The 22,424-nt window shown below is 64.0% G+C and carries 22 protein-coding genes; 10 read left to right on the forward strand and 12 right to left on the reverse strand.

Annotation, left to right across the window (positions count from 1 at the left end; translation table 11 throughout):
- Positions 1–77: 77 nt before the first annotated feature.
- Positions 78–1,634, reverse strand: coding sequence for an amino acid permease (locus ACLGL5_RS34680; protein WP_019861096.1), 1,557 nt, complete (start codon positions 1,632–1,634; stop codon positions 78–80).
- Between the two features lie 21 nt (positions 1,635–1,655).
- The gene (locus ACLGL5_RS34685; protein ID WP_038649489.1) at positions 1,656–2,474 is read right to left on the reverse strand and encodes an N-formylglutamate amidohydrolase; all 819 of its coding nucleotides are present in this window, start codon (positions 2,472–2,474) and stop codon (positions 1,656–1,658) included.
- 136 nt (positions 2,475–2,610) lie between these two features.
- On the opposite strand from ACLGL5_RS34685, the gene ACLGL5_RS34690 reads away from it, so the two are divergent.
- The 3 genes from ACLGL5_RS34690 (at position 2,611) to ACLGL5_RS34700 (ending at position 7,929) form a co-directional block, all read left to right on the forward strand.
- The gene (locus tag ACLGL5_RS34690; protein ID WP_069093096.1) at positions 2,611–3,438 is read left to right on the forward strand and encodes a MurR/RpiR family transcriptional regulator; all 828 of its coding nucleotides are present in this window, start codon (positions 2,611–2,613) and stop codon (positions 3,436–3,438) included.
- 202 nt (positions 3,439–3,640) lie between these two features.
- A complete protein-coding gene (locus tag ACLGL5_RS34695) occupies positions 3,641–4,801 on the forward strand; it encodes an efflux RND transporter periplasmic adaptor subunit (RefSeq protein ID WP_019861100.1) in 1,161 nt (386 codons plus the stop codon).
- Positions 4,798–7,929: an efflux RND transporter permease subunit gene (locus tag ACLGL5_RS34700; protein ID WP_019861102.1), complete on the forward strand. Its 3,132-nt coding sequence runs from the start codon at positions 4,798–4,800 to the stop codon at positions 7,927–7,929. Before ACLGL5_RS34695 ends, ACLGL5_RS34700 begins: the two co-directional genes overlap by 4 nt.
- 3 nt (positions 7,930–7,932) lie before the next feature.
- Here ACLGL5_RS34700 and ACLGL5_RS34705 read toward each other — a convergent pair whose 3' ends face one another.
- The 6 genes from ACLGL5_RS34705 to ACLGL5_RS34730 form a co-directional block, all read right to left on the reverse strand.
- The gene (locus tag ACLGL5_RS34705) at positions 7,933–8,343 is read right to left on the reverse strand and encodes a GtrA family protein (protein WP_019861103.1); all 411 of its coding nucleotides are present in this window, start codon (positions 8,341–8,343) and stop codon (positions 7,933–7,935) included.
- Positions 8,340–9,158 carry a ChbG/HpnK family deacetylase gene (locus ACLGL5_RS34710; protein ID WP_069093097.1) on the reverse strand — a complete coding sequence of 273 codons (819 nt, stop codon included), beginning with the start codon at positions 9,156–9,158 and terminating at the stop codon, positions 8,340–8,342. The genes ACLGL5_RS34705 and ACLGL5_RS34710 overlap by 4 nt, the downstream gene beginning before the upstream one ends.
- The gene (locus tag ACLGL5_RS34715; protein ID WP_069093098.1) at positions 9,155–10,135 is read right to left on the reverse strand and encodes a glycosyltransferase family 2 protein; all 981 of its coding nucleotides are present in this window, start codon (positions 10,133–10,135) and stop codon (positions 9,155–9,157) included. Before ACLGL5_RS34715 ends, ACLGL5_RS34710 begins: the two co-directional genes overlap by 4 nt.
- Positions 10,128–11,294 (reverse strand): glycosyltransferase family 87 protein, encoded by a 1,167-nt coding sequence (locus tag ACLGL5_RS34720; RefSeq protein WP_069093099.1) that lies wholly within the window; start codon positions 11,292–11,294, stop codon positions 10,128–10,130. The genes ACLGL5_RS34715 and ACLGL5_RS34720 overlap by 8 nt, the downstream gene beginning before the upstream one ends.
- A 217-nt stretch (positions 11,295–11,511) precedes the next feature.
- The gene (locus ACLGL5_RS34725; protein WP_069093100.1) at positions 11,512–12,549 is read right to left on the reverse strand and encodes a zinc-binding dehydrogenase; all 1,038 of its coding nucleotides are present in this window, start codon (positions 12,547–12,549) and stop codon (positions 11,512–11,514) included.
- 52 nt (positions 12,550–12,601) lie between these two features.
- Positions 12,602–13,843 (reverse strand): acyl-CoA dehydrogenase family protein, encoded by a 1,242-nt coding sequence (locus ACLGL5_RS34730; RefSeq protein WP_069093101.1) that lies wholly within the window; start codon positions 13,841–13,843, stop codon positions 12,602–12,604.
- A gap of 114 nt (positions 13,844–13,957) precedes the next feature.
- Here ACLGL5_RS34730 and ACLGL5_RS34735 point away from each other — a divergent pair, with 114 nt between their 5' ends.
- The 6 genes from ACLGL5_RS34735 to ACLGL5_RS34760 all read left to right on the forward strand — a co-directional run bounded on the left by ACLGL5_RS34735 (position 13,958) and on the right by ACLGL5_RS34760 (position 18,294).
- Positions 13,958–14,773 (forward strand): SDR family oxidoreductase, encoded by an 816-nt coding sequence (locus ACLGL5_RS34735; RefSeq protein WP_069093102.1) that lies wholly within the window; start codon positions 13,958–13,960, stop codon positions 14,771–14,773.
- 39 nt (positions 14,774–14,812) lie between these two features.
- Entirely contained in the window at positions 14,813–15,298 is a 486-nt protein-coding gene (locus ACLGL5_RS34740) for a MaoC family dehydratase (protein WP_019861112.1), read from the forward strand.
- Positions 15,295–16,329: a phosphotransferase gene (locus ACLGL5_RS34745; protein WP_069093103.1), complete on the forward strand. Its 1,035-nt coding sequence runs from the start codon at positions 15,295–15,297 to the stop codon at positions 16,327–16,329. Before ACLGL5_RS34740 ends, ACLGL5_RS34745 begins: the two co-directional genes overlap by 4 nt.
- 12 nt (positions 16,330–16,341) lie before the next feature.
- Positions 16,342–17,118, forward strand: a complete 777-nt coding sequence (locus ACLGL5_RS34750; RefSeq protein WP_069093104.1) for an SDR family NAD(P)-dependent oxidoreductase — start codon at positions 16,342–16,344, stop codon at positions 17,116–17,118.
- A 103-nt stretch (positions 17,119–17,221) separates the two neighbouring features.
- The gene (locus ACLGL5_RS34755; protein ID WP_019861116.1) at positions 17,222–17,866 is read left to right on the forward strand and encodes a TetR/AcrR family transcriptional regulator; all 645 of its coding nucleotides are present in this window, start codon (positions 17,222–17,224) and stop codon (positions 17,864–17,866) included.
- Positions 17,867–18,045: 179 nt separating this feature from the next.
- Positions 18,046–18,294 (forward strand): DUF680 domain-containing protein, encoded by a 249-nt coding sequence (locus ACLGL5_RS34760; protein ID WP_019861117.1) that lies wholly within the window; start codon positions 18,046–18,048, stop codon positions 18,292–18,294.
- Positions 18,295–18,342: 48 nt separating this feature from the next.
- Here the strand turns inward: ACLGL5_RS34760 and ACLGL5_RS34765 are convergent, their stop codons facing one another.
- Positions 18,343–19,257 (reverse strand): AraC family transcriptional regulator, encoded by a 915-nt coding sequence (locus tag ACLGL5_RS34765; RefSeq protein ID WP_083247001.1) that lies wholly within the window; start codon positions 19,255–19,257, stop codon positions 18,343–18,345.
- 103 nt (positions 19,258–19,360) lie between these two features.
- Between ACLGL5_RS34765 and ACLGL5_RS34770 the strand changes: the two genes are divergently transcribed.
- Positions 19,361–20,209: an SDR family oxidoreductase gene (locus tag ACLGL5_RS34770; RefSeq protein WP_069093106.1), complete on the forward strand. Its 849-nt coding sequence runs from the start codon at positions 19,361–19,363 to the stop codon at positions 20,207–20,209.
- Between the two features lie 42 nt (positions 20,210–20,251).
- Here the strand turns inward: ACLGL5_RS34770 and ACLGL5_RS34775 are convergent, their stop codons facing one another.
- The 3 genes from ACLGL5_RS34775 to ACLGL5_RS34785 form a co-directional block, all read right to left on the reverse strand.
- Positions 20,252–21,301: a Gfo/Idh/MocA family protein gene (locus ACLGL5_RS34775; protein ID WP_069093107.1), complete on the reverse strand. Its 1,050-nt coding sequence runs from the start codon at positions 21,299–21,301 to the stop codon at positions 20,252–20,254.
- A gap of 16 nt (positions 21,302–21,317) precedes the next feature.
- Positions 21,318–22,103 (reverse strand): ThuA domain-containing protein, encoded by a 786-nt coding sequence (locus ACLGL5_RS34780; RefSeq protein ID WP_069093108.1) that lies wholly within the window; start codon positions 22,101–22,103, stop codon positions 21,318–21,320.
- 78 nt (positions 22,104–22,181) lie between these two features.
- Complete coding sequence (locus tag ACLGL5_RS34785) at positions 22,182–22,412, reverse strand: hypothetical protein (RefSeq protein ID WP_027047386.1); 231 nt, start codon at positions 22,410–22,412, stop codon at positions 22,182–22,184.
- Positions 22,413–22,424: the final 12 nt, after the last annotated feature.

Raw genomic sequence — 22,424 nt, forward strand, 5'->3', positions numbered from 1 at the left:
ACTCCAGCGCTTGGTCATTGAAAGGGATAAATGAAGCCATGGCCGGCACGTGCCGGCCATGGCCTTGATGGGAGATGTCAGTGGCCGGTTTCGCCGACCGCCTGTTCCGCTGCCTTGATCGCTGCCTGGCGTGCCGCGATGATGTCGCCGAGCGGCGGGCCCTGGAAGCGGTTGCGCTCGAAGCCGAACCAGACGATCGCCGTCAGGATGAAGAAGCCGACGGTGATGTAGAGCGCCCAGTCGTTCGGCGGCTGGATACCGATGACGAAGATCAGGATCATCGACACGATCGACAGGAAGGCAAACAGCATGAACACGCCGCGCCCCATGTTCCACGGCCCCATCTTGTCCCACTTCGGCGTGCCCCAGGCCAGCATGCCGAGCACGATCGGCACGGTGAAGGAAAGGAACAGGAAGATGACGGTGCAGGACACCACGATGGTGTAGGCCGAGGTACCGGCGACCGAAACCAGCGTCGAGCCCCAGACGAACAGCACCGACAGGATCGACGCCGTCCAGATCGCCGCCACCGGCGTGCGATAGGTCGGGCTGACCTTGGCGAGTGCCGCCGAGCCGGGCAGGCCGCCGTCACGCGAGAAGGCGAAGATCATGCGCGATGCCGACGTCACCGTGGCCAGACCGCACAGCAACTGCGACACGAACACGACGAGATAGACGAATTCCTTGACGCCGGGGCTGACGCGCTGGTCGAAAGCCCAGAAGAACACGTTCCAGCCCTGCTTGGCGGCGTCGTCCATGTTCGGGATCATCAGCACGAAAGCGACCAGGAACAGATAGCCGAAGAGCGCCGACCAAACGACCGACATCACCATGGCGCGCGGCACGGAAGACGCCGCCTTGATGGTTTCTTCGGACGTGTGTGCCGAAGCGTCGTAGCCGGTGATCGTATAGATCGGCAGCAACAGGCCAAGTGCGAACACCCAGGCATTCGAAACCGACGGCCAGACACCGCCGCCTGCGTCACCCGAGTAGTTGTGGAACGTGAACAGGCGGCTAAAATCCCAATGTTCGGCCGAAATCAGGCAGACCACCGCGATCAGGATCGCGCCGAAGAAGATCAAATAACCCGAGAAGTCGGTCAGCTTTGCCGTCAGCTTGATGCCGAGATGATTGATCAGCGCCTGCAGGCCGGTGACCACGACCAGGAAGATCATCTGGTTGGTCAGCGTGCCCTCGATGCCGAGTGCCGGCCCGAAGGCGCCGACGAAGAACGTCCAGGTGCCGACGTTGATGGCGCCGAGCACGGTGATCAGGCCGAGCAGGTTGAGCCAGGCCGTCACCCAGCCGGTGCCGCGGTTGCCGAGGATCGAACCCCAGTGATAGAGGCCGCCGGCCGTCGGATAGGCCGAGCTGATCTGCGACATGGCAACAGCGAAGGTCAGTGACACGAAGCAGCCGACCAGCCAGCCGATGCCGATGCCGATGCCGCCCGCGCCCGACGTGCCTTGCGCCAGCGAATTGATGCCGCCCGACAGGATGCAGATGATGGAGAAGGAAACCGCGAAATTCGAAAAGCGGCTGAGACGCCGCTCCAGTTCCTGGGCATAGCCCATGCTGTGGAGGTGCTTTACGTCCTCCGCCTTGTCAACGTCTGTATAACCCGGTGCTGCCATTGGAAGTCCCCTGTTTGTTTCTCAGCTGGCCGATTGGACTGACTTTCTGACTGAATGCGATCTGGGCCGCGTGGCCTCCTCTGGTTCCAGATCCGAAAAAATGCCTGTGAGCAGATCCGCCCATTTCCGCTGCCCGGTCTCACCGGAGATTTCATCGTTGCGGATTTCGATCATCGCGCAGGGCAACCCGCGCGAGCGCGCATGCCGCTCCAGCGTGAAATAGACGCGATCGGCCGGCGAATAGGGTTCGTTGACACCGACGGTGATGCCGGCAAGTCGCTTGAGCGCCGATATCAGCGGCGACGCCAGCCGGCGATCCTCGTCATGGATGATGCCGATATGCCAGGGCCGGTCGTGACCCTTGTAGACCGGCGTGAAAGAATGCACGGACACCAGCCGGGTCTCCTGGCCGCGCGCCAGCCGTTCCTCGACGATGCGTTCGATGGTGCCGTGAAACGGCTGCCATGACAGGGCGATCCGTTCCGCGCGCTGCTTTTCCGACAGGCCGGCATTGCCCGGTATGGATGTCGTCTCGCTGATCGGCGGCACGAGGTCCGGCGCGTCGAGCGGCCGGTTGCAGTCGATGACGAGGCGCGAAATGCGGGTTTCGACCAGCGTCGCATCGAGCGCTTGCGCCATGCGCGTTGCCACCGGCAGCGCACCTGGATCCCAGGCGATGTGGCGGGACAGGTCTTCGGCGGCAAGGCCGAGCGTGCCGAATTCGGCGGGCAGGAAATTGGAGGCGTGGTCGCAGGTCAGCACGAAAGGGCTCGATCCGCCCGGGTTCGTCACCCTCACGGTATCGGACGATGCAAGGCTGGCGGGCCGTGCTTTCTCCATAGTCTGCCGTCCCCGGGGAGCGCTGTATCGTATGTTACGTATTTTGCCTCATTGCGTCCCTATGGATGATTTCATACAGTTTACCCGGCTTTGTCAAATGCGATCTCATGGGCCAAGCCAAGGGGTGGGGGAAAAGATGATTTCCAGCATTGCCGAACTGATCGCCGACCGCATCGGCACGATGCCGGCCAGCGAGCGGCGAGCGGCGCAGACGCTGATCGCCAGCTATCCGATGATCGGCCTGAAGACGGTCGCCGAATTCTCGACCGCGGCCGGCGTCTCCTCGCCAACGATCCTGCGCTTCGTGGCCCGGCTCGGCTTCCAGAACTATCCGGAGTTCCAGTCGAGCCTGCAGGACGAATTGGCGGCGCAGCTGCAGTCTCCGGCCATACGAACGCTCAACCCGCCCTCGCCCGGCGGCGGCACGGTCTCGCCAATGCTGGAAGCGACGCTCGACAATATGCGCGAGACCTTCCGCCACCTCTCCGACAAGCAGCTGACGGACATCGCGGCACGGCTTGCCGACCGGCGTGGCAAGACATTCCTCATCGGCGGCCGCTTCACCGATCCGCTGGCGCGCTACATGGCCGCCCACCTTGCCGTCATCCAGCCCGATGTCTTTCACCTCGCCGGCCAGGAGAGCATGTGGCGCGACCGGCTGATCGACATGGGCAAGCGCGACGTACTGGTGATCTTCGACATCCGGCGCTACCAGGACAGCCTCGTCCGTTTCGCCGAGAAGGCGCATCAGCGCGGCGTCCAGATCGTGCTGTTCACCGACCAGTGGCTTTCGCCGATCGCCCGGTTTGCCCGCCATGTCATCGCAGGACGAACCGCGGTGCCGTCCGCGTGGGATTCCTCGGCCGCGCTCTTCGTCGTCGTCGAAACGCTGATCGGCGCCGTCACCAGACAGCTCGAGGCCGACGGCGCCCGGCGCATCCGTGAAATGGAAGGCCTGCGCTAGCAAGGTCACTAGCCAATCGCATCCGCGCTAGGCGGGCATCTCGAATTCACGTTACCGAGATTTAATGTGCACGATTGCGTGATAATTGCCATAAACCGGTGATACCGGGATGTGGCGTGGCCGGTTTTCGCCGCCAGCCCGTATCGTCGCTGCATCCGCTTCCACCTGGAACCGGCGGGCGATTCTTGCCGCTGGAGTGTCGATGCCGAGCTGGAAACAGATTGTCCTTGCGTTTGTGATCGTGGTTGCAGCCACGGCGGCGTGGGCGCGCTTCTACCCCGGCGCTCCGCAAGTGCTGGCGCGCTGGGGCATCGACTGGGCCTATGGCGCCACACCTCCTGCCAAGGACACGGCGGCGGCTGGCTCCCGTCAGGCGGCGCGCAACGGCGCCCGGATTGCCACCATCGTTGCATCGCCGGCCGCCTCGGCTGTCATCAACGACCGCCTCCAGGCGATCGGCACTGGCCGCGCCAACGCTTCCGTGACCGTCAATCCCTACAGTTCCGGCCGCCTTGCCGAATTGCTGGTCGAATCCGGCAGCCATGTCGACAAGGGACAGATCATTGCGACGCTCGATTCCGAGACCGAAATCATCGCGCAGAACCGGGCCAAGCTCGCTTTGCAGGATGCGCAGTCCAAGCTCGACCGCGTCAAATCGCTGCGCGCCTCCAATGCCGCGACGCCGGTAGCGGTGGCCGATGCAGAGGTGGTTCTGGCGGGCGCCAAGCTGGCGCTGCAGGACGCCGAGCTTGCGCTGCAGCGCCGGTCGATCCTGGCACCGATATCAGGCACTGTCGGCATCCTGCCGATCTCCGCCGGCAACTATGTGACAAACCAGTCGGCCATCGCCACGCTCGATGACCGCTCCTCGATCCTGGTTGATTTCCAGGTGCCCGAGCGCTTTGCCGCCGCCGTCAAGGTCGGCGCGCAACTGACGGCGACGCCGATCGCCAATCCGAGCAGCTCCTATACCGGCACGGTGTCGGCCATCGACAACCACATCGACGAGAAGAGCCGCACGCTGCTGGTCAAGGCCAAGATTGCCAATCCCGCCGATTCGCTGCGCGCCGGCATGTCGTTCTCCATCACCATGAAATTCCCCGGCGAGACCTATCCCGCCGTCAGCCCGCTGGCGATCCTGTGGGGCTCGGACGGCGCCTATGTCTGGCAGATCGAGGACGGCAAGGCCAAGCGCGTGCCGGTGCGCATCATCCAGCGCAACACCGAGACCGTGCTGATCGATGCCGAGATCGACAGCGGCGACATGGTGGTCACCGAAGGCACGCAGAGCGTCAGCGAAGGCGGCGAGGTCCGCATCGCCGGCCAGGAGCAGCGCGCCGCCAACACCGCCGAAGGCTCATGACCGGATCCGTCAACGCCGCCAGCGATACCGGCTTCACCGCGCTGTTCATCCGCAGGCCGGTCATGGCCTTCGTGCTCAACGTCCTCATCGCGGTTGCCGGCCTCGCCGCCTTCTACGGCGTCGAGATCCGCGAACTTCCGGACGTCGACCGCGCCGTGGTCACCGTTTCCACCACGTTCCAGGGCGCCGCGGCCGAAACCGTCGACCGCGAGCTGACCGACACGATCGAAGGTGCGGTGGCACGCGTCTCCGGCGTCAAGTCGATCTCGTCTTCCTCCTCCTTCGGCCAGAGCCGCGTCACCATCGAGTTCAACGACGGCGTCGACCTCAACGTCGCGGCCTCCGACGTGCGCGATGCCGTCGGCCGCGTCGCCAACCAGATACCGGACACCGCCGATCCGCCGCGCATCGTCAAGGCCGATGCCAATTCCGATGCGGTGATGCGGCTGGCTGTGACGTCCGACAACATGTCGGTCCAGGACATGACCGTGGTGGTGCAGGACCAGATCGAGGACGAACTGGCAGCCGTGCCCGGCGTCGCCGACGTTCAGGTCTATGGCGACCGCGACAAGATCTTCCGCATCGACGTCGACCAGAACAAGCTCGCCAGCCTCGGCTTCACCGTGGCCGACCTCAGGACAGCCCTGGCCTCGGTCGCCTTCGATTCCCCTGCCGGGTCGATCACCACGACCAACCAGGACTTGATCGTCCGCACCACGGCCGACGTGACCACGCCCGAGGAGTTCGAAAACATCATCATCGGCGGCACGACGCGCATACGCGACGTCGCCACCGTCACGCTCGGTCCCGATGTCGGCCAGACCACGCTGCGCTCCGATGGCAAGACCGGCATCGGCATCGGCATCATCCGCCAGGCGGAATCCAACACGCTTGATATTTCGACCGGCGTTCAGGCCGCCGTCGCCAAACTGCAGGAAAACCTGCCCAAGGGCATGGCGATCAAGATCACCAGCGACGACGCCGTCTTCGTCAAGGGCGCGGTCCACGAGGTCGAGATCGCGCTCGGCCTGTCGGTGACCATGGTGCTGATCGTCATCTACATCTTCCTGCTCGACTGGCGCGCCACGCTGATCCCGGGCCTGTCGATGCCGGTCGCCATGATCGGCACCATCGCCGCCATCTATCTGGCCGGCTTCTCCGTCAACATCCTGACGCTGCTCGCCATGGTGCTGGCGACGGGCCTTGTCGTCGACGACGCCATCGTGGTGCTTGAAAACATCGTGCGACGGCGCAACGAGGGCATGGGGCCGCGTGCGGCCGCCGTGCTCGGCGCGCAGGAAGTGTTCTTCGCCGTCGTCGCCACGACGCTGACGCTGGTCGCCGTCTTCGTGCCGATCTCCTTCCTGCCCGGCCAAACCGGCGGCCTGTTCCGCGAATTCGGCTTCGTGCTTGCCATGTCGGTGCTGCTGTCCTGCGTGGTGGCGCTTACGCTATGCCCGATGCTCGCCTCGCGCATGCTGACCGGCGCCTCGCTTCACCACGAGGGCGGCCACGGCATCGGCGCCCGTATCGGCGGCGTCCTGAATACCGCGTACAAGCGCGCCCTGCACGCTTGCCTCGATGCGCCCTGGATCGTGGTTCTGGTCGCGGTGCTGTTTGCCGGCACCGCCTTCACCCTGTTCGGCACCATCCGCCAGGAACTGACGCCGACCGAGGACCGCGCGGCCGTGCTGTTGCGCATCAATGCGCCGCAAGGCGTCAGCCTCGACTATACGACGCAGCAGATGCAGAAGATCGAGAAGCTGATCCAGCCGATGCGCGATTCCGGCGAGATCCGCTCGACCTTCGAGAATGCCGGCCAGAACGGCTCCTACAATTCCGGCTTCATGGTGATGACGCTGGCGCCCTGGAACGAGCGCAGCCGCAGCCAGCAGGAGATCATGGCCGAGATCAGCCAGCTCACCAAGCAGGTGCCGAGTGTGCGCATCTTCCCGGTGCAGCCCAACAGCCTCGGCATCCGTGGCGCCGGCAACGGCCTGCAATTCGCGCTGGTCGGCAACGACCGCAAGGCGCTCGGCGACGCGGCGGTGAAGATCATCGCCGAGATGCAGAAGGACCCGCGCTTCCAGACGCCGCGCCTGTCGATCGACCCGACGCAGCCGCAGCTGGCCGTCGCCATCGACCGCGAGCGCGCCTCCGACCTCGGCATCGACATCACGGGGCTCGCCAACACCATGCAGGCCATGCTCGACGGCAACGATGTCGTCGACGTCTACATCGCCGACCGCAGCTATGGCGTAAAACTGGTCTCGACCACCAATCCCATCAACGATCCGACCGATCTGGAAAACGTCTTCCTGAAGACGGGAGACGGCCGCTTCGTGCCGATGTCGACCATAGCCACGCTGACCGAGCGCGCCGTGCCGCCATCGCTGTCGCGCGAACAGCAGCAGCCATCGGTTGCCATCACCTCCAACCTCTCGGGTAATTTCGCGCTTGGCGACGCGCTGAGCCGCGCCGAGGAGATCGCCACGCCGCTCTTGCCGCCGGGCAGCCGCATCCTGCCGCTGGCCGAAGCCGCCACGCTGGGCGAAACCAACAGCGCCATGGTCACCATCTTCGGCTTCGCGCTGGTCATCATCCTCCTGGTGCTGGCCGCCCAGTTCGAAAGCTTCGTCAGCGCCGTCATCATCATGGCGACGGTGCCGCTTGGGCTGGCCTGCGCCATCTTCGCCTTGCTGCTGTCAGGCACCAGCCTCAATGCCTATAGCCAGATCGGCCTGGTGCTGCTGGTCGGCGTCATGGCCAAGAACGGCATCCTGATCGTCGAGTTTGCCAACCAGCTGCGCGATCGCGGGCTTGGCGTGCGCGAGGCGATCGAGCAGGCCTCGACCATCCGCCTGCGGCCGGTGATGATGACGATGATCTGCACCATACTTGGCGGCGTGCCGCTGGTGCTGGCGGCGGGCGCGGGAGCCGAGGCACGCGTGGCGCTCGGCTGGGTCATCGTCGGCGGACTGGGGCTGGCCACCGTCTCGACACTGTTCCTGACGCCGGTCGCCTATCTCCTGCTTGGCCGCTTCGTCACCCCGAAGACCCATGAGGAAACACGCCTCAAGCGTGAGCTCGAGGAAGCCGCCTATGTCGGTGTGGAGCCGGCGCAGTAGCTGCTATTTCAGCAACCGGCCTTCGATCGACCAGCGCGCGGCAAGGAAATTCAGCACCGCCGCCACGATGACACCGCCGATCTTCGCCGGCCACACGCCGGCAACACCGGCGAAGAGGGCGATCGACAGGCTGGAGACGCCGAGCGAAATCAACGCCCCGAGCGAGACGAAACGCAGGAAGGCGTCATGCAGCCGGATGGCCTGGTTGCGCTCGAACGACCAGAAGCCATTCGCCACGAAAGAGAAGATGACGGCGATCGACCATGAGATGACGTTGGCCGGCAGCGGCGCAACATGCAGTTTGAGCAGCAGGAAAAAGCCAGCGAGGTCGATGGCCGTGTTCGCCAGCCCGACTATAGCGAAGCGCACGATCTTGCTGCCGGTCGAACGGCGAGGCTGGTCGGCGCCGCTCATCCCTTGCCGTCCATGATCTCGACGCCGGCGCGGGCGAGGCTTGCACCAAACGCGTCGGAGGCCAGCACCGCGTATTCCACCTCGCGCACGCCTTGCATCGGGTCGCGCGCCCGCAGAGTCTCGTCGACATGGCCGGGATGGCACATGAACAGGCCCCGTTCCGGCAGCGCCTCGAGGGCGGCCTGCAGAACCGGCGCGAACCGTTCGGGCTGCCGCCAGTCATAGATGCCGGCGAGCGGCTCGAAAAGAGTGAAGCCGGCGCGCGCCATAGAGCGGTTGAAGCCGGCGGCCACGGCGGCAATTGCCGCGACCTTCGGCGCAACGACGGCATCGCCCAACGCCGGAGCGCCACGCAGCGCCGGCTGGCCGCCGGCTTCGGAAAAATGCGCCCGCAGCCATTTGCGCACGACAGGCAGGAAATGCACGTGCTGGTGCCCGTCGATGAAGTCAGGTCGGCGGCCAAGCGCCTTGACGAAGCGGCTGTACTGCGCGTCGAGCTCGGCACGGACATCCCGCTCGTCAATGCTGCCGCGCAGGACCGGCAGTGCCAGCGAACGCAGCGGCGGCAGCCGGCCTTGCGGCGCCAGGCTCGACCGGCCGGTGACGGCCGGCTGGTCGGTGAGGGTCAGGTGCAGCCCCACCGCCGCGCGGCCGCATAGCGGCTTGATACGCGCCGCCGCATCGGGCCATTCCGGAAAGCCGGTCATGCAGCTGGTGCCGGTCAGGCGGCCGCGATCGAGCAAGTCGAGAATTCCAGCGGAAACCCCGGGCGCCAGGCCGTAATCGTCGGCGATCAGGCGAATGCGCCGCGTCATGCGCCGGATGCGCCTGGCGGCCTGTCCGGAACGCCGCGCACGACGTCGCGCACGATATAGACAGGCCGATCCTTGCTTTCCGAAAGCGTGACCCAGACATATTCACCGATCAGGCCAAGCAAGGTGAGATTGAGGCCGCCGAGGAGGACGACGGCGACCATGAGGCTGGGATAGCCGGGAACGGCGATGCCGTAGAACAGCACCTCGAAGAACACCTTGGCTCCGTAGAGGATGCCCGCCAACGCCGCCAGCATCCCGCTCAGGCTGATGATGCGCAGCGGGATGACGGAGAAGGACGTAAACCCTTCCAGCGAGAACGCGATCAGGTTGAGCCGGCTCCATTTCGACTTGCCGATGACACGGTTCTCCGGTGAATAGGCTATGGCTTTCTGGCGGAAGCCGGCCCAGGCGAACAGGCCCTTGTTGAAGCGCCTTTTGTCACGCAGGCTGGTCAGCGCGCGCACCACGGCGCCGCGCATGACGCGGAAGTCGCCGGCATTTTCTGGGATGTCGAACCGCTGGCTGCTGTTGATCAGGCTGTAGAACAGCTTCGCCAGCTGGCTGCGCCGCCAACTGGCTTCGCGGCGGTCGTTCTGTGCGTAGACGACATCGATATCGGGATTTTCCACCAGTTCGGCGATCATCTTCAGGCTGGTGTCCATGGAATGCTGGAGGTCGGCGTCCATGACCAGCGCCATGTCGCCGCGCGACTGGTCGAGACCGGCGAGCACCGCGACCTCCTTGCCGAAATTGCGACTGAGCCGCACGATCTCCCAGGAACCCGACAGCGCCTGTGAAAACCGCTCGGCGCCATTGTCGCTGCTGCCATCATCCACGAGGATCTTGTGGACTTCCATGCCGAAGCGCTGCGACACCTCGGCTTCGAGCTTGTCAAGCAATGCGGCAAAGGCCGATGCGGACTGCGCCTCGTTCAAGAACGGCGCGACAATATCGAGAACGGGCCGCGACTCAGCCATTTGCGACAGGCCTTTCATTCATGACCTTGCCTCCCGTCTTGGCCCAGAACCACCAGATCAGGAAGCCAGCGATAACGGTGACCGCAATCGGCCGGAACCAGGGGTACGTTAAATCTTGGATATGGCGCTCGACTCCGGTCAATCCTGTCAGGAACAGCATCACGGACAGCACCGAAGCCAGGACACCGCCTCGTTCCTCGCGCCACAACAAGGCAATAGCGAGACCGGCAGGCACGGCGATCATGGCATAGGTGTTGGGCTCGACGCGCGGGTTGAAGACGCACATGTAAAATGTCGCCGTCAGGAAGATGGCGAGACCAGCCGTCCCGCGTTCAAGCTTGCGATCGAACCAGATGACGAATGAAAGCGTGAACAGGGCCATGACCATGCGCACGATGGTTGCGCCGGATTCCGGCATGGGGAGCCCGATTTTGGTGAAGGGGGCCGTGAAATCGGTGGGAACAAAGTGGCTGGTGTTGTCGACGGCCATCGAGGTCAGCATCCCGCCAAAAACACGATACTGGTCGTTGAGATAGCTAGCGGGTGCGAACGCATAGGGCAAGGCGAGCACGAACAGCACCGCCAGCACCAGCACCGGTATCAGCCGCAGGCGCAGGGCGCCGACCAACAAAAGCATGATGATCGCGGTCGGCTTGGCGATGATGGCGACCGAGGCCCAGAAGAAGGTTTCGGCCCGCCGTCCTTCGAGCGCCGACAAGGTGAGAAGCCAGCAGGCGCCAGTCAAAAGGATCGTCGCCTGGCCGTTGCGGATCGCCGCCAAAGCCATCGGCAGGGCGAGGAACAGCCCAAAGGAAAGCAGCCACGGCAATTCCCCGCCGCCGAGCTTGCGCACCTGCCGTATCGCGGCAAAGGTCAGCACCGCGAAGCCGATAGTATGCCATACCAGGCCGCCCAGATGCGGACCGAGTTTCACCAACGGAACGTAGAGCGCCGCAAAGGCCGGCGCGTAGAGATATCCCATCTCGGACTGGATATTGTAGAGCGGCTGTCGGGCCAGCAACGCCTCGCTGCCGTCTATGTAGGCTTGCCAGACCGTCCGCGTGTGGGGAGACCACAAGACCAGGACAAGGACGATCAGGAACGCCCCGATCCACAGGCCAAATCCCAAACGGTCGAAAACCGGCTTGGATATCGTCATCAAGACACCCCACAACACCCGGAACAGGCTCAGTCCAGCACCGTCCCGGCATTCGATGGCGGCGGCATATCACGGACAAAGCGGCGAGGCATAGGGGCTGAAGAGCGCGGTTGTGATCTCGGCGGGCCGCTGCGGATGGCCGGACGCGCGGGCGTCCTAACAGGAAAGACGCGCCGAAAGCCTCGTATTCGGGCTTCCGGCGTGGCTTCGAATAGCATCAAGGCCGGATGAAAACCTTGCCGTTGGGCTTCGCCAGTTCCGCCGGCACCCGCGCGATCGCCTCGGCGAGCGGCACGACGGCCGTCACGTCGGTCGACCAGCGCCCGTCGGAAAAGCGCTTCTGCGCTTCAAGGATCGCCGGACCGCGCCGCTCCCTAGATTGCCGCATCCATTCGCTCAGCCAGAAACCCTCTATATGCTTGTGTTGGAAGATCAGTTGGCCGGGCTCGCGGATGATGGTGGCGTCAGGGTCGAGCCGGCCATAGATGATCCAGCGCGCCCGTTTCGGCATCGCATTGAAAATGGCCGAGGCCAGCGGCCCGGTGACCGCATCGAGGAAGATGCGCGGTTGCTCCGCCTTCATCACCTCGCGCAGCGTGACCTCGAAATCCGGCGCCTTCTCGTTGAGCACATGGGCAGCGCCGATCTCCTTCAGCAGCGCGATCTGCTCATCGCGGCGCACGGTGACGATAGGCCGGTACCCTTCCTCCCTGGCCAGGCCGATGATCAGCTTGCAAAGCTGACTGGCGCCGGCGGTCATGACGAAGGCCTTTTCGCCGTCCTGCTTGACGATGTCGAACATGGCGATGGCGGTAATCGGATTGACGATCATCGCCGCGCCGTCCTCGTCGCGCACCGTATCGAGCAGCGGAATGCAGGCTGCCGCCTCGGCGACGGCATATTCAGCCCACGAGCCCCAGTTGCTGAGGCCGGTGGCGAAGGCGACGCGCTTGCCGACGAGGCTCGTGGCGTAGGGCTCGTCACCGCCGGCGACGATCGTGCCGACACCCTCGAAGCCGGCCGGCCGGCCTTTGGCGCGCGGCTGGCCGTACTGACCCTTGATGAAGGCGACATCGGAGGGGTTGATCGAGGCCAGGCTGACCTTGATCAGCACCTGGCTCGGTCCGGGCACCGGCACCGCGATGCGGCCCGGCACGAGATAGGGCTCCATCGCCTCGAGCGCACTGCCGCTTGGCGTCTTGGTGTAGCCGTCGCCGACCAGGAGCAACGCGTTCATTTCGGAGGGAATGGTCATCGGCGACACTCCTTGGTTGTTGACAGAACACTCATGGTCTAGCGGCTGCTGCTCAGAGCTTCTCCTGCGTGTACTTTTTCAGCTCCGTCCGCGCCACCTGCCGGCGATGCACGGCGTCAGGGCCGTCGGCAAGGCGCAATGTCCTCAGATGCGTCCACGACCGCGCCAGCGGCGTGTCCTGGCTGATGCCTTGCGCGCCGAACATCTGTACCGCCTCGTCTGTGATCCTCAGCGCGACGCGCGGCGCGATGACCTTGATTTGGCTGATCCAGGGCGCAGCGGCGCGCGCATCGCCCTGGTCGATCATCCAAGCCGCCTTGAGGCAGAGCAGCCGGGCCATCTCGATCTCCATGCGGCATTCGGCAATGATGTCGAAATTAGCGCCGAGTTTCGCCAGCTTCTGGCCGAAGGCCTCGCGGCGCACGGAGCGCTGGCACAGCATCTCCAGCGCCATCTCGGCCTGGCCTATGGCACGCATGCAGTGATGGATGCGGCCGGGACCGAGCCGCCCTTGCGCGATCTCGAACCCCCTGCCCTCGCCAAGGATCAGGTTCGCTGCCGGTACCCTGACATTGTCGAAGCGCAGGTGCATATGGCCATGCGGCGCGTCGTCGTCGCCATAGACCTGCATGGCGCGGAGCTTGCTCACGCCCTTTGTGTCGGAAGGCACCAGGATCATCGAATGGCGGCGGTGCTGCGGCTCGTCGTCGCCGCCGGTCCGCACCATGACGATGTAGATAGCGCAGCGCGGGTCGCCGGCGCCCGAGGCCCACCATTTCTCGCCGTTGAGCACATAATCTTCGCCCTGCCTCTCGCAGCGCATCGAAATGTTGGTGGCGTCGGACGAGGCGACATCAGGCTCGGTCATCAGATAGGCCGAGCGGATTTTTCCATCCAAAAGCGGCTCGAGCCACACCTTCTTGTGGTCGGCCGAGCCGTAGCGCTCCAGCACCTCCATATTGCCGGTGTCCGGCGCCGAGCAATTGAAGGTTTCGGCGCCGAGATGCGCCTTGCCCATCTCCTCCGCCAGATAAGCGTATTCGACGGTGGACAGGCCGTAGCCTCGTTCCGAGCCTGTCAGCCAGAAATTCCACAGACCGCGCTCCCTGGCGGTCTTCTTCAATCCTTCGAGGATTTCGCTCTGGCGTGGGCTGTAGACCCAGCGGTCGCCCGCCTTGCCCACCTCGCCCAAGAATTCCTTGTCGAGCGGCATGATCTCGTCGCGCACCATGGCCGCGACGCGCGCGTGGATCGGCTTCAGCCGCTCGGTCATGCCGAGATTCATCTCCGTCATCGGTCGCTAACCCTTCATAGAGGCCCGGCAATTTACCCGTGGCAAGGATGACCGTACTTCGGATAGCCTTGTCAACGCGAACTCTTTGCCCAGGGCAAAGCGTGGAGGACTGGAATGGCCTATCTCGACGAGCTGTTTTCGGTGGCCGGCAAGACCGCGCTGGTGACGGGCGCGGCGACCGGTATCGGCCGCATGGCGGCGACAGCGCTGGTCAAGGCCGGCGCCAGCGTCATGATCGCTTCGCGCAAGGGCGAGGATTGCATCCAGGTTGCCAATGCGTTGAACGGGCTCGGCGCCCCCGGCCGGGCCGAGGGCTTCGCCGGCGACGTCTCCAGCGAGGCCGGCATCGCCGCACTCGTCGCCGAGGTCAAGGCGCGGACCGCCAAACTCGATATCCTGATCAACAATGCCGGCGTTTCCTGGGGCGCGCCGCTGGAGAGTTTTCCCTATTCGGCATGGGCCAAGGTGTTCGGCGTCAATGTCACCGCCGTCTTCCACCTGACCCGCGAATTGCTGCCTCTGCTCGAAGCCGCCGCCAGCGACGCCGATCCGGCCCGGGTGATCAACCTGGGTTCGGTGCTGGGGACGCAGCCATTGGCCGACGACGCTTATTCCTACACGGCGTCCAAGGCCGCGGTGCATCATCTGACGCGTACGCTCGCACTCGAATTCGCCGCCCGCCGCATCACCGTCAACGCCTTTGCCCCCGGCCCTTTCCAAAGCCGCATGACGGCCTTTGCCACCGGTACCGATGAGCAGGCCAGACATGTCGGCGGCCATGTTCCGATCGGCCGTATCGGCGCACCGGATGACATTGCCGGCGCAACGCTCTATTTGTGCAGCCGTGCAGGCAGCTATGTCACCGGCGCCATCCTGCCGATCGACGGCGGGCAGTCGGTGCAGCATGGATTGACCTTGTTCAAGGAATGACATTTTCCGGCCATAGAAGCCGGAGGTGAACTGGAGGACATGAGCGTGGAACCGATCAGTCTCGATGTGCTTCTGGCCAGTGTCGGCAAGGAGGTTGGCGTTTCGCCGTGGCGAGTGGTGACGCAGCGGATGATCGACCAGTTCGCCGACGCCACCGACGATCACCAGTTCATCCATTGCGATCCCGAGCGGGCCAAGCGAGAGACGCCCTTCGGCGGCACCATCGCGCATGGTTTCCTGTCGCTGTCGCTGCTGTCGGCAATGACCTTCGAGACCATGCCGCCGCTGGAAAACGGCAAGATGGGCGTCAATCACGGCTTCGATTCGCTGCGCTTCCTGGCGCCGGTGAAGACCGGCGCGCGCATCCGCACCCGCTTCGTGCTGGCCGATGTCAAGGTGAGACCCTCGGGCTGGGTGCAGACGGCGCACGACGTGACGATCGAGATCGAGGGCTCGAAGAAACCGGCTCTGACCGCCCGCTGGCTGACGCTGACGCTGATCGAACGCCAGCCCGAGACCGCATGAACGACCCCAACGCGCTCGACCAGGCAGCGCTTGCGCCTTACCTCGAGGCGGAAATCCCCGGCTTTTCCGTGCTTGCTTCAATCGAAAAATTCAAATCCGGCCAGTCCAACCCGACCTATCTCATCACGGCGGCCAGCGGCCGCTATGTGCTGCGCGCCAAGCCGCCGGGGCAGTTACTGAAGTCGGCGCATCAGGTCGACCGCGAATTCCGCGTGATGAAGGCGCTTGCCGGCACCGCCGTGCCGGTGCCCGAAATGCTGCATCTGTCAGCCGAGGACTCGCCGATCGGCCGCATGTTCTATGTCATGGATTTCCTCGACGGCCACATCTTCTGGGATCCGGCATTGCCCGAGGCACGTGACAACGATGAACGCGCCGCCATCTACGACGCCATGAACGGCACGCTCGCGGCCCTGCACGATGTCGACGTTGACGCGGTGGGTCTTTCCGATTTCGGCCGGCAGGGCAATTATTTCGAACGGCAGCTGGCACGCTGGACCAGCCAGTACCGCGCCTCCGAAACCGGCATCATTGCCGACATGGACCGACTGATCGCCTGGTTGGAAACGCACCGGCCCGCGGATGACGGCCTGATATCGCTGGTGCATGGCGACTACCGGCTGGACAATCTGATCTTCGCGCCGGACCGGCCAAGGGTCATCGCGGTGCTCGACTGGGAGTTGTCGACGCTTGGCCACCCCTTTGCCGATATCGCCTATCAATGCATGCAATGGCGCCTGCCGCATGCTTCCGGCTTTCGCGGCCTCGGCGGCATCGACCGCGCCGCGCACGGCCTGCCTTCCGAACAAGACTACGTCGCTGCCTATTGCCGGCGGCGCCGGCTCAGCGGCATCGGCAACTGGACCTTCTTCCTCGCCTTCTCCTTCTTCCGGTTGGCGGCGATCTGCCAGGGTGTCTACAAGCGCGCGCTGGACGGCAATGCCTCCAATCCCGAAAAGGCCAGGACCTATGGCGAGGCGGTGAAGCTGCTGTCGCATCTCGCCGCCAGACTGATCGACAAGCAGACATGACGGGGAGCAATTATGGGCCGCTTTGACGGAGCAACGGTGCTGATCACAGGTGCCGCCGGCGGCCTCGGCCAGGGTGCCGCGAAAGGCTTTGCCACCGAGGGCGCGCGGCTGGTGTTATCGGACATCGACGAGAAGGCGCTCGCAGATCTCGCCGCAACCTTGCCCACAGAGACGGCGATCCTGGCCGGTAACGTGGCCGACGAAAAACTGTCCGAGGATCTGGTCCGGCTGGCGGTCGAAAGATTCGGCAGGCTGGATGTCGCCGTCAACAATGCCGGCATCGTCCAGAGTTTCGTGCGCCTGCCGCAGGTTCCGTCGGACGAGGCCCGCCGTGTGCTTGAGATCGACCTGCTTGGCGTCTTCTATGCCATGAAGCACCAGATCCCGCAGATGGAGCGGCAGTTCAAGGCGACAGCCAGGGGCGGCGCCATCGTCAACATCGCCTCGGTTGCCGGACTGGTCGGCGCGCCGAAACTCTCAGTCTATGCCGCCGCCAAGCATGGCGTCGTCGGGCTGACCAAATCGGCGGCCGCCGAATATGCGACCAAGGGTGTGCGCATCAACGCCATCTGCCCGGCCCACACCAGGACGGCAATGGTGGACAGTTTCGTGCGCGCCTCCGGTATGCCGGAGGTAGAGGCGCTGGCCGAACTGACACGCGGCGTGCCGATGAAACGCGTGGCGGAAGTCGATGAAATCACCGCCGCCATCCTGTTCGCCGCCGACCCGGCCAACTCCTTCATGACCGGCCATGCGCTGGCCATAGACGGCGGCGTCGGCGCCATCTGAGCCATGCCGTTTGGGAACTTCCCGTGCCCTTGTCCGTTTCCGTACAGCGTATATAATTTAGCCAGATACAACGAACCCCAGACACGACCGAAAGGCACCGGATTTGCCGCTGAGCGTGCAGAAACGCCGCGAGAAACAGAAGGCCGAACTGCGTTCCGAGCTGGTCGCGGCCGCGCACAAGCTCGTTCAGGAAGAAGGCTATGAGGGCCTGACCATCCGCAAACTGGCCAAGCGGGTCGGCTACGCGCCGATGTCGGTCTATTCCTATTTCGCCGACAAGCAGGACATTCTGTTCGCGTTGGCCGAGGACGCTTTCGAAACGCTTGCCCGCCGTATCGAGGAGCATCCGTCCGACGATCCGGTCGAGGCCTTGCAGGCCGTGATGACCGAATATGCCGCCTTCGGCCTCGGCAATCCCAATGAATACCGCACCGTTTTCATGACCGAAAAGACCAGGCCGCCGGAAGGTCGGAGTTTTCAAGAAATGCACGAGGCCAACCCGGCGATGAAGGTGCTGATCACGCGGGTCGAAGCCTGCGTCGCCGCCGGAAAATTGCAAGGCGATCCGCGCGCCATCGCCACCATGTTGTGGGCGGTCGGCCACGGCACGATCTCGCTGCTGATCACCTTTCCCTTCTACCCCTTCGGCGACCCGCAGGCATTCGTGAAACGCATGTGCGATTTCCAACTGGCCGCACTGAGCACCCAGAACGTACCGCCATTGACCGATACACTGGTCAACTGCTGAACGACATCTCCTTCGTTTCCAGCCACCCTTTCGGACCAAACCGAGGGCAAATTCTTGGTTAACAAAAAATTTATCGTACGCGTACGATCTTGACTTGAACTTCGCGATCGGCAGTCGTATTTGTACGTAGCACCGTACATGTACGGAAGAAATTCACCCGTCGAAAACGGAGACTGACGATGAAAAAGACACTCCTCGCCCTCGCCGCCGTGGTGGCACTTTCCGGTTCGGCCTTCGCCGCCGGCACCACCCAGCCGGTCAAGCACCTGCCGGCCGCGACCTGCGTCGACACCAAGACCAATGTGAAGCTGGATTGCGCCTCGACCGGCTCGGTCGAGAAGAAGGGCACCGCGGAAAATACCGCCGAAGGCAAGGGCCCGCGCCTTGGCATCAGCATCAATCCCTGGATCCTGCCAAGCGCGTTCTAAGGTCGACCGCATACCCGCCCGGGGTTTCCCCGGGCATGGACGAGATAGCTACCCCAGGTTCTGCGCCTGATATTGAGTTGGTGCGCAGCCAACCTTGCCGCTGAAGGCGGTGCTGAAGGCACTAGCCGATTGATAGCCAACATCGGCGGCGATCTGGCTGAGCGGTTTGTGGCTATGCAGCAAGGCATCCTTGGCCAGCGCCATGCGCCACGCCAGCAGATATTCGACCGGTGCCGCCCCGACGATATCGGTGAACCGCCGCGCAAAGCGCGAGCGTGACATACCGGCACTTCTGGCGAGTTCGGCGACCGTCCACGCTCTGCCGACATCCGCATGGATGTGGGCGAGCGCCCTCGCCAGCTTCGGATCCGCAAGGCCGCCAAGCAGTCCCTGAGGCTGTAACGCGCGCCGAGCGCCATCCCGCCGCAGCGTTTCGATCAGCATCACCTCGATCAGCCTCGACAGCACCATGTCCCTGGCCGGCCGTGCAGCGTTTGTCTCATCGACGATGATGCGCATCAGGTTTCCCAGCCTTTCCCCGACTTCCTCCGCCGCCCGTATATGGGTGAAGCGTGGCAGCAGACCGAACAGCAGATCGGCATTGGCCGGGTCGCACAGGATCAGGCCGCCAACGATGCGCGTCGTCGGGCCTTCCGCTAGTGTGCCGACCCTGAGCTCATTGTTGACCGTATTGCGTTGCTTGAACGCGGTGTCGGACAGGACGAGCTTGGCGCCGGGGCGGCTGACGAAGCACACCGAAGACGGCTGCGCGGCCAGGAGGTAATCCCCCGCGCACAGCCGCACCGCCTCGGCATAGTCTGGCTCGAACCAGCATTCACCTTCGGTCACCAGATAGAAGGTGGGGTCGGTCTGGTATGGCGAGCGGATGCCCCACTCACCGGTTGCTGCGAGATTGCCAAGCAGCAGCGTCCTTGGGCGCAACAGGGCGATGATATCAGTCAAGGGGTCCAAATGAGACGATCCGTAATTTAACTGGCATTTTCCATTATAGATCAGCCCAAAAGTTTTACCTAGATCACCCGCATAACCTCAAGGAGTTATGTGAATGACCAAGACCGTCCTCATCACCGGCTGTTCCTCCGGACTGGGCAAGACCACGGCGAGGCACTTCGCGGCCCAAGGCTGGAACGTCATCGCCACGATGCGCAAGCCGGACCAGAGCCTCGCCGCCGGCTATCCCGAGCAAATGCTTGTCTTGCCTCTCGACGTCACCAACCCAGCCAGCATAGAGAGCGCCATTGCCGCCGGGATCGCGCGATTTGGGCATATCGACACCGTCGTCAACAATGCCGGCATCAGCGTCGTTTCGATCTTCGAGGCGACCGCGAAGGAGACGATCCGCGGCATTTTCGAGACCAATGTTTTCGGGGTGATGAATGTCATGCAGGCCGTCATCCCGCATCTGCGTGATCATGGCGGCGGCACGATCGTCAACATCACCTCCGGCGTCGGGCTGGCGGCCGTACCACTGCTGGCGCTGTACACCGCGACCAAGCATGCCGTCGAAGGCCTGTCGGAATCGCTGTCCTACGAACTTGAATCGCAGAACATCCTGGTCAAGCTGGTCGAACCCGGCGCCATGCGCACCACCAGTTTCACCGCCAACACCATGGAGGCGTCACAGGCCGTTTCCGTGCCGGCAGAATACAAGCCCTACTTCGACCACATGATGCGGTCGATGATGAACTACCCGCTCCCGGATGCGGATGAAGAACAGGTCGTTGCGACAATCCATGCGGCGGCGACCGATCCATCAAACCGCCTGCGCTATCTCGCCGGTCCGGACACCGAGGAAATGGCGAGGTTGCGTTGGTCGACCTCGGAAGACGAGTATCTGTCGACCATGAACCGGTTGATGGGGCAGACCGCCTGGCGCGACGGCAATCCTGGCTGATCGCTTTGAGCCAAGGCTGCCAACCGCTGCGATGGCCGGATGTCAGCCGACCGAGATCGGCAGCCTGCTCGCCGAACTCTCAAAGGCGGCGTCGATCAGCTTCTGCATGTCGGCGGCGCGCCGGAAGGACGGGGCACCATTCTGCCCGGCATCCAGCGCGTCGACAAACCGCCGGGCGTTGCGCTTGACATTCGGCAGGGCCAGCTCGCGCCAGAGCTGAACATCGACGTCCTCTCCCAGGCACGCCGACAGCCGCGCTGCCTTGCCATCGGTCTCGACCTTGAGCGCTCCCTTGGTGCCATGCAGCGCCAGCGACAGGTCATTGCCATGGCCGGTCGTGTAGCGGCTCGCCATGATCGTCGCCAGTGCGCCGGATGCCAGCCGTGCTGTCATCGCCACGCTGTCATTGGCGTCCAGCACATAGTCGCCGATCCGGTTGCCCTCGGCCTTCGGAAACGTCACCAGATCGGCGTGCAGGCTGACAATATCCTGGGCCGCGCCATAGGTGGCGAAGTCCAGGATGTGGATGCCGACATCGCCCAGAACCCCGGTCGACCCGTGCCGGGTCGACAGCCGCCACAGCCATTTGTCCTCAAGGCGCCAGTCGCCCCAGGATTTGCTGACCAGCCAGCTCTGCTTGTAGCTCGCCTCGACATGGCGCAATTCGCCGATCGCGCCCGCCAACACCAGACGCCGTGCTTCCTGGATCGCGGGTGAATTGCGGTAGGTGAGATTGACCATGTTGACGAGGCCGGCGGCCTCGGCCGCTTCGGTCATGGCAAGCGCATCGGCATGGTTCGGCGCGAGCGGCTTTTCGCAAAAGACATGTTTTCCCGCGGCAAGCAGCGCCAGCGTCGTCGCCTTGTGCACACCGTCCGGAGTGGCGTTGATGGCGGCGTCGAAATCGCCCCAGGCGATCGCCGCTTCAAGGCTCTCGAAAGAAGCGCCGATCTCGTTGGCAGCGGCAAACGCCGCCGCGCGGCCAGGCAGCTGATCGACACAGGCGACAATGCTGCAGCCAGGAACCTTTGCGAACTCTTCGACATGATGTCCGGCGATCCAGCCGGTGCCGAGCAAGAGCAGGCGATGCATCAGATCAGGTCCCCCATCAACTCAAACCCTTGTCGCCATCGGCATGCAGGCGCAGGCCCTTCTGCACGATCTTCTCCTTGGCCTTGTCCGTCGGCACGTTCGGCGCATTGGTGATGCCGGACCATGCGGGCGCCGGATTGTGCGCCCAGTGCACGGCATTGCGCAGCACCTGCTGCACGCCCTCATTGTGATAGATCGGATAGGTCTCGTGGCCGGGCGAGAAATAGAAGACGCGGCCCGCGCCACGCTGGTAGGTCAGCCCGGAACGGAACACCTCGCCGCCCTCGTACCAGGAGACGAACACCGTCTCCAGCGGCTCCGGCACGGCGAAGGGCTCGCCATACATTTCCGTCTCGCCGATCTCCAGGCATTCGCCGATGCCTTGCGCGATCGGGTGGCCGCGGTTGATCGCCCAGACCCGCTCGCGCTCACCCGCCTCGCGCCATTTCAGCGAACAGGGCGTGCCCATCAGCCGCTTGAATATCTTCGAGTAATGGCCGGAATGCAGCACGATCAGCCCCATGCCTTCCCAGATCCGCTTCTGCACGCGCTCGACGATCTCGTCCTTGACCTCGCCATGCGCGGCATGGCCCCACCACAAAAGCACGTCGGTGGCGGCCAGGCGCTTCTCGCTCAGCCCGTGCTCGGGTTCCTGCAAGGTGGCGGTCGTCGCCTCGATGCCCTTGTCCTGGTTGAGTGCCGCGGCGATCGTGCCATGCATGGTCAAGGGATAGAGGTCGCGGACGGCGGCATTGGTCTGTTCATGGACGTTCTCGCCCCAGACAACAGCTTTTATCGGCATTTTTCCTCCTCCAAAGCGCTTTGAATATCCCAACTGGCGATACCTTGGAAAGATGCCTTCGGCCAAAATTGCGGAAAATCAGGGCTTGCGGGATTTTCGACCAGGAACGGTCTTGGCCTTGCCCGGCTTGGCGGGCGCGCCGGGGATCGCCGAACTGGTGATGGACACCGGATCGCTGGCCGGGAACGTGTCCTCGAGGCCCTCCTCGAGCTCCTCTTCCGCGCTCGACGCTTCGTGCTGCTCGTGCTCAAGCGAGCGGACGGCCGACGTCTTCTTGAGTGGCAACCTCGGCACGGACTTCGACGGCATCGACACTTCTCC

The organism is Mesorhizobium sp. U510 (assembly GCF_059180695.1).

What these genes read in the sequence shown, in the direction of transcription:
- ACLGL5_RS34680 (WP_019861096.1), bottom strand. Translation starts at nt 1,634, where the DNA reads ATGGCAGCACCGGGTTATACAGACGTTGACAAGGCGGAGGACGTAAAG.
- ACLGL5_RS34685 (WP_038649489.1), bottom strand. Translation starts at nt 2,474, where the DNA reads ATGGAGAAAGCACGGCCCGCCAGCCTTGCATCGTCCGATACCGTGAGG.
- ACLGL5_RS34690 (WP_069093096.1), top strand. Translation starts at nt 2,611, where the DNA reads ATGATTTCCAGCATTGCCGAACTGATCGCCGACCGCATCGGCACGATG.
- ACLGL5_RS34695 (WP_019861100.1), top strand. Translation starts at nt 3,641, where the DNA reads ATGCCGAGCTGGAAACAGATTGTCCTTGCGTTTGTGATCGTGGTTGCA.
- ACLGL5_RS34700 (WP_019861102.1), top strand. Translation starts at nt 4,798, where the DNA reads ATGACCGGATCCGTCAACGCCGCCAGCGATACCGGCTTCACCGCGCTG.
- ACLGL5_RS34705 (WP_019861103.1), bottom strand. Translation starts at nt 8,343, where the DNA reads ATGAGCGGCGCCGACCAGCCTCGCCGTTCGACCGGCAGCAAGATCGTG.
- ACLGL5_RS34710 (WP_069093097.1), bottom strand. Translation starts at nt 9,158, where the DNA reads ATGACGCGGCGCATTCGCCTGATCGCCGACGATTACGGCCTGGCGCCC.
- ACLGL5_RS34715 (WP_069093098.1), bottom strand. Translation starts at nt 10,135, where the DNA reads ATGGCTGAGTCGCGGCCCGTTCTCGATATTGTCGCGCCGTTCTTGAAC.
- ACLGL5_RS34720 (WP_069093099.1), bottom strand. Translation starts at nt 11,294, where the DNA reads ATGACGATATCCAAGCCGGTTTTCGACCGTTTGGGATTTGGCCTGTGG.
- ACLGL5_RS34725 (WP_069093100.1), bottom strand. Translation starts at nt 12,549, where the DNA reads ATGACCATTCCCTCCGAAATGAACGCGTTGCTCCTGGTCGGCGACGGC.
- ACLGL5_RS34730 (WP_069093101.1), bottom strand. Translation starts at nt 13,843, where the DNA reads ATGACGGAGATGAATCTCGGCATGACCGAGCGGCTGAAGCCGATCCAC.
- ACLGL5_RS34735 (WP_069093102.1), top strand. Translation starts at nt 13,958, where the DNA reads ATGGCCTATCTCGACGAGCTGTTTTCGGTGGCCGGCAAGACCGCGCTG.
- ACLGL5_RS34740 (WP_019861112.1), top strand. Translation starts at nt 14,813, where the DNA reads ATGAGCGTGGAACCGATCAGTCTCGATGTGCTTCTGGCCAGTGTCGGC.
- ACLGL5_RS34745 (WP_069093103.1), top strand. Translation starts at nt 15,295, where the DNA reads ATGAACGACCCCAACGCGCTCGACCAGGCAGCGCTTGCGCCTTACCTC.
- ACLGL5_RS34750 (WP_069093104.1), top strand. Translation starts at nt 16,342, where the DNA reads ATGGGCCGCTTTGACGGAGCAACGGTGCTGATCACAGGTGCCGCCGGC.
- ACLGL5_RS34760 (WP_019861117.1), top strand. Translation starts at nt 18,046, where the DNA reads ATGAAAAAGACACTCCTCGCCCTCGCCGCCGTGGTGGCACTTTCCGGT.
- ACLGL5_RS34770 (WP_069093106.1), top strand. Translation starts at nt 19,361, where the DNA reads ATGACCAAGACCGTCCTCATCACCGGCTGTTCCTCCGGACTGGGCAAG.
- ACLGL5_RS34775 (WP_069093107.1), bottom strand. Translation starts at nt 21,301, where the DNA reads ATGCATCGCCTGCTCTTGCTCGGCACCGGCTGGATCGCCGGACATCAT.
- ACLGL5_RS34780 (WP_069093108.1), bottom strand. Translation starts at nt 22,103, where the DNA reads ATGCCGATAAAAGCTGTTGTCTGGGGCGAGAACGTCCATGAACAGACC.
- ACLGL5_RS34785 (WP_027047386.1), bottom strand. Translation starts at nt 22,412, where the DNA reads ATGCCGTCGAAGTCCGTGCCGAGGTTGCCACTCAAGAAGACGTCGGCC.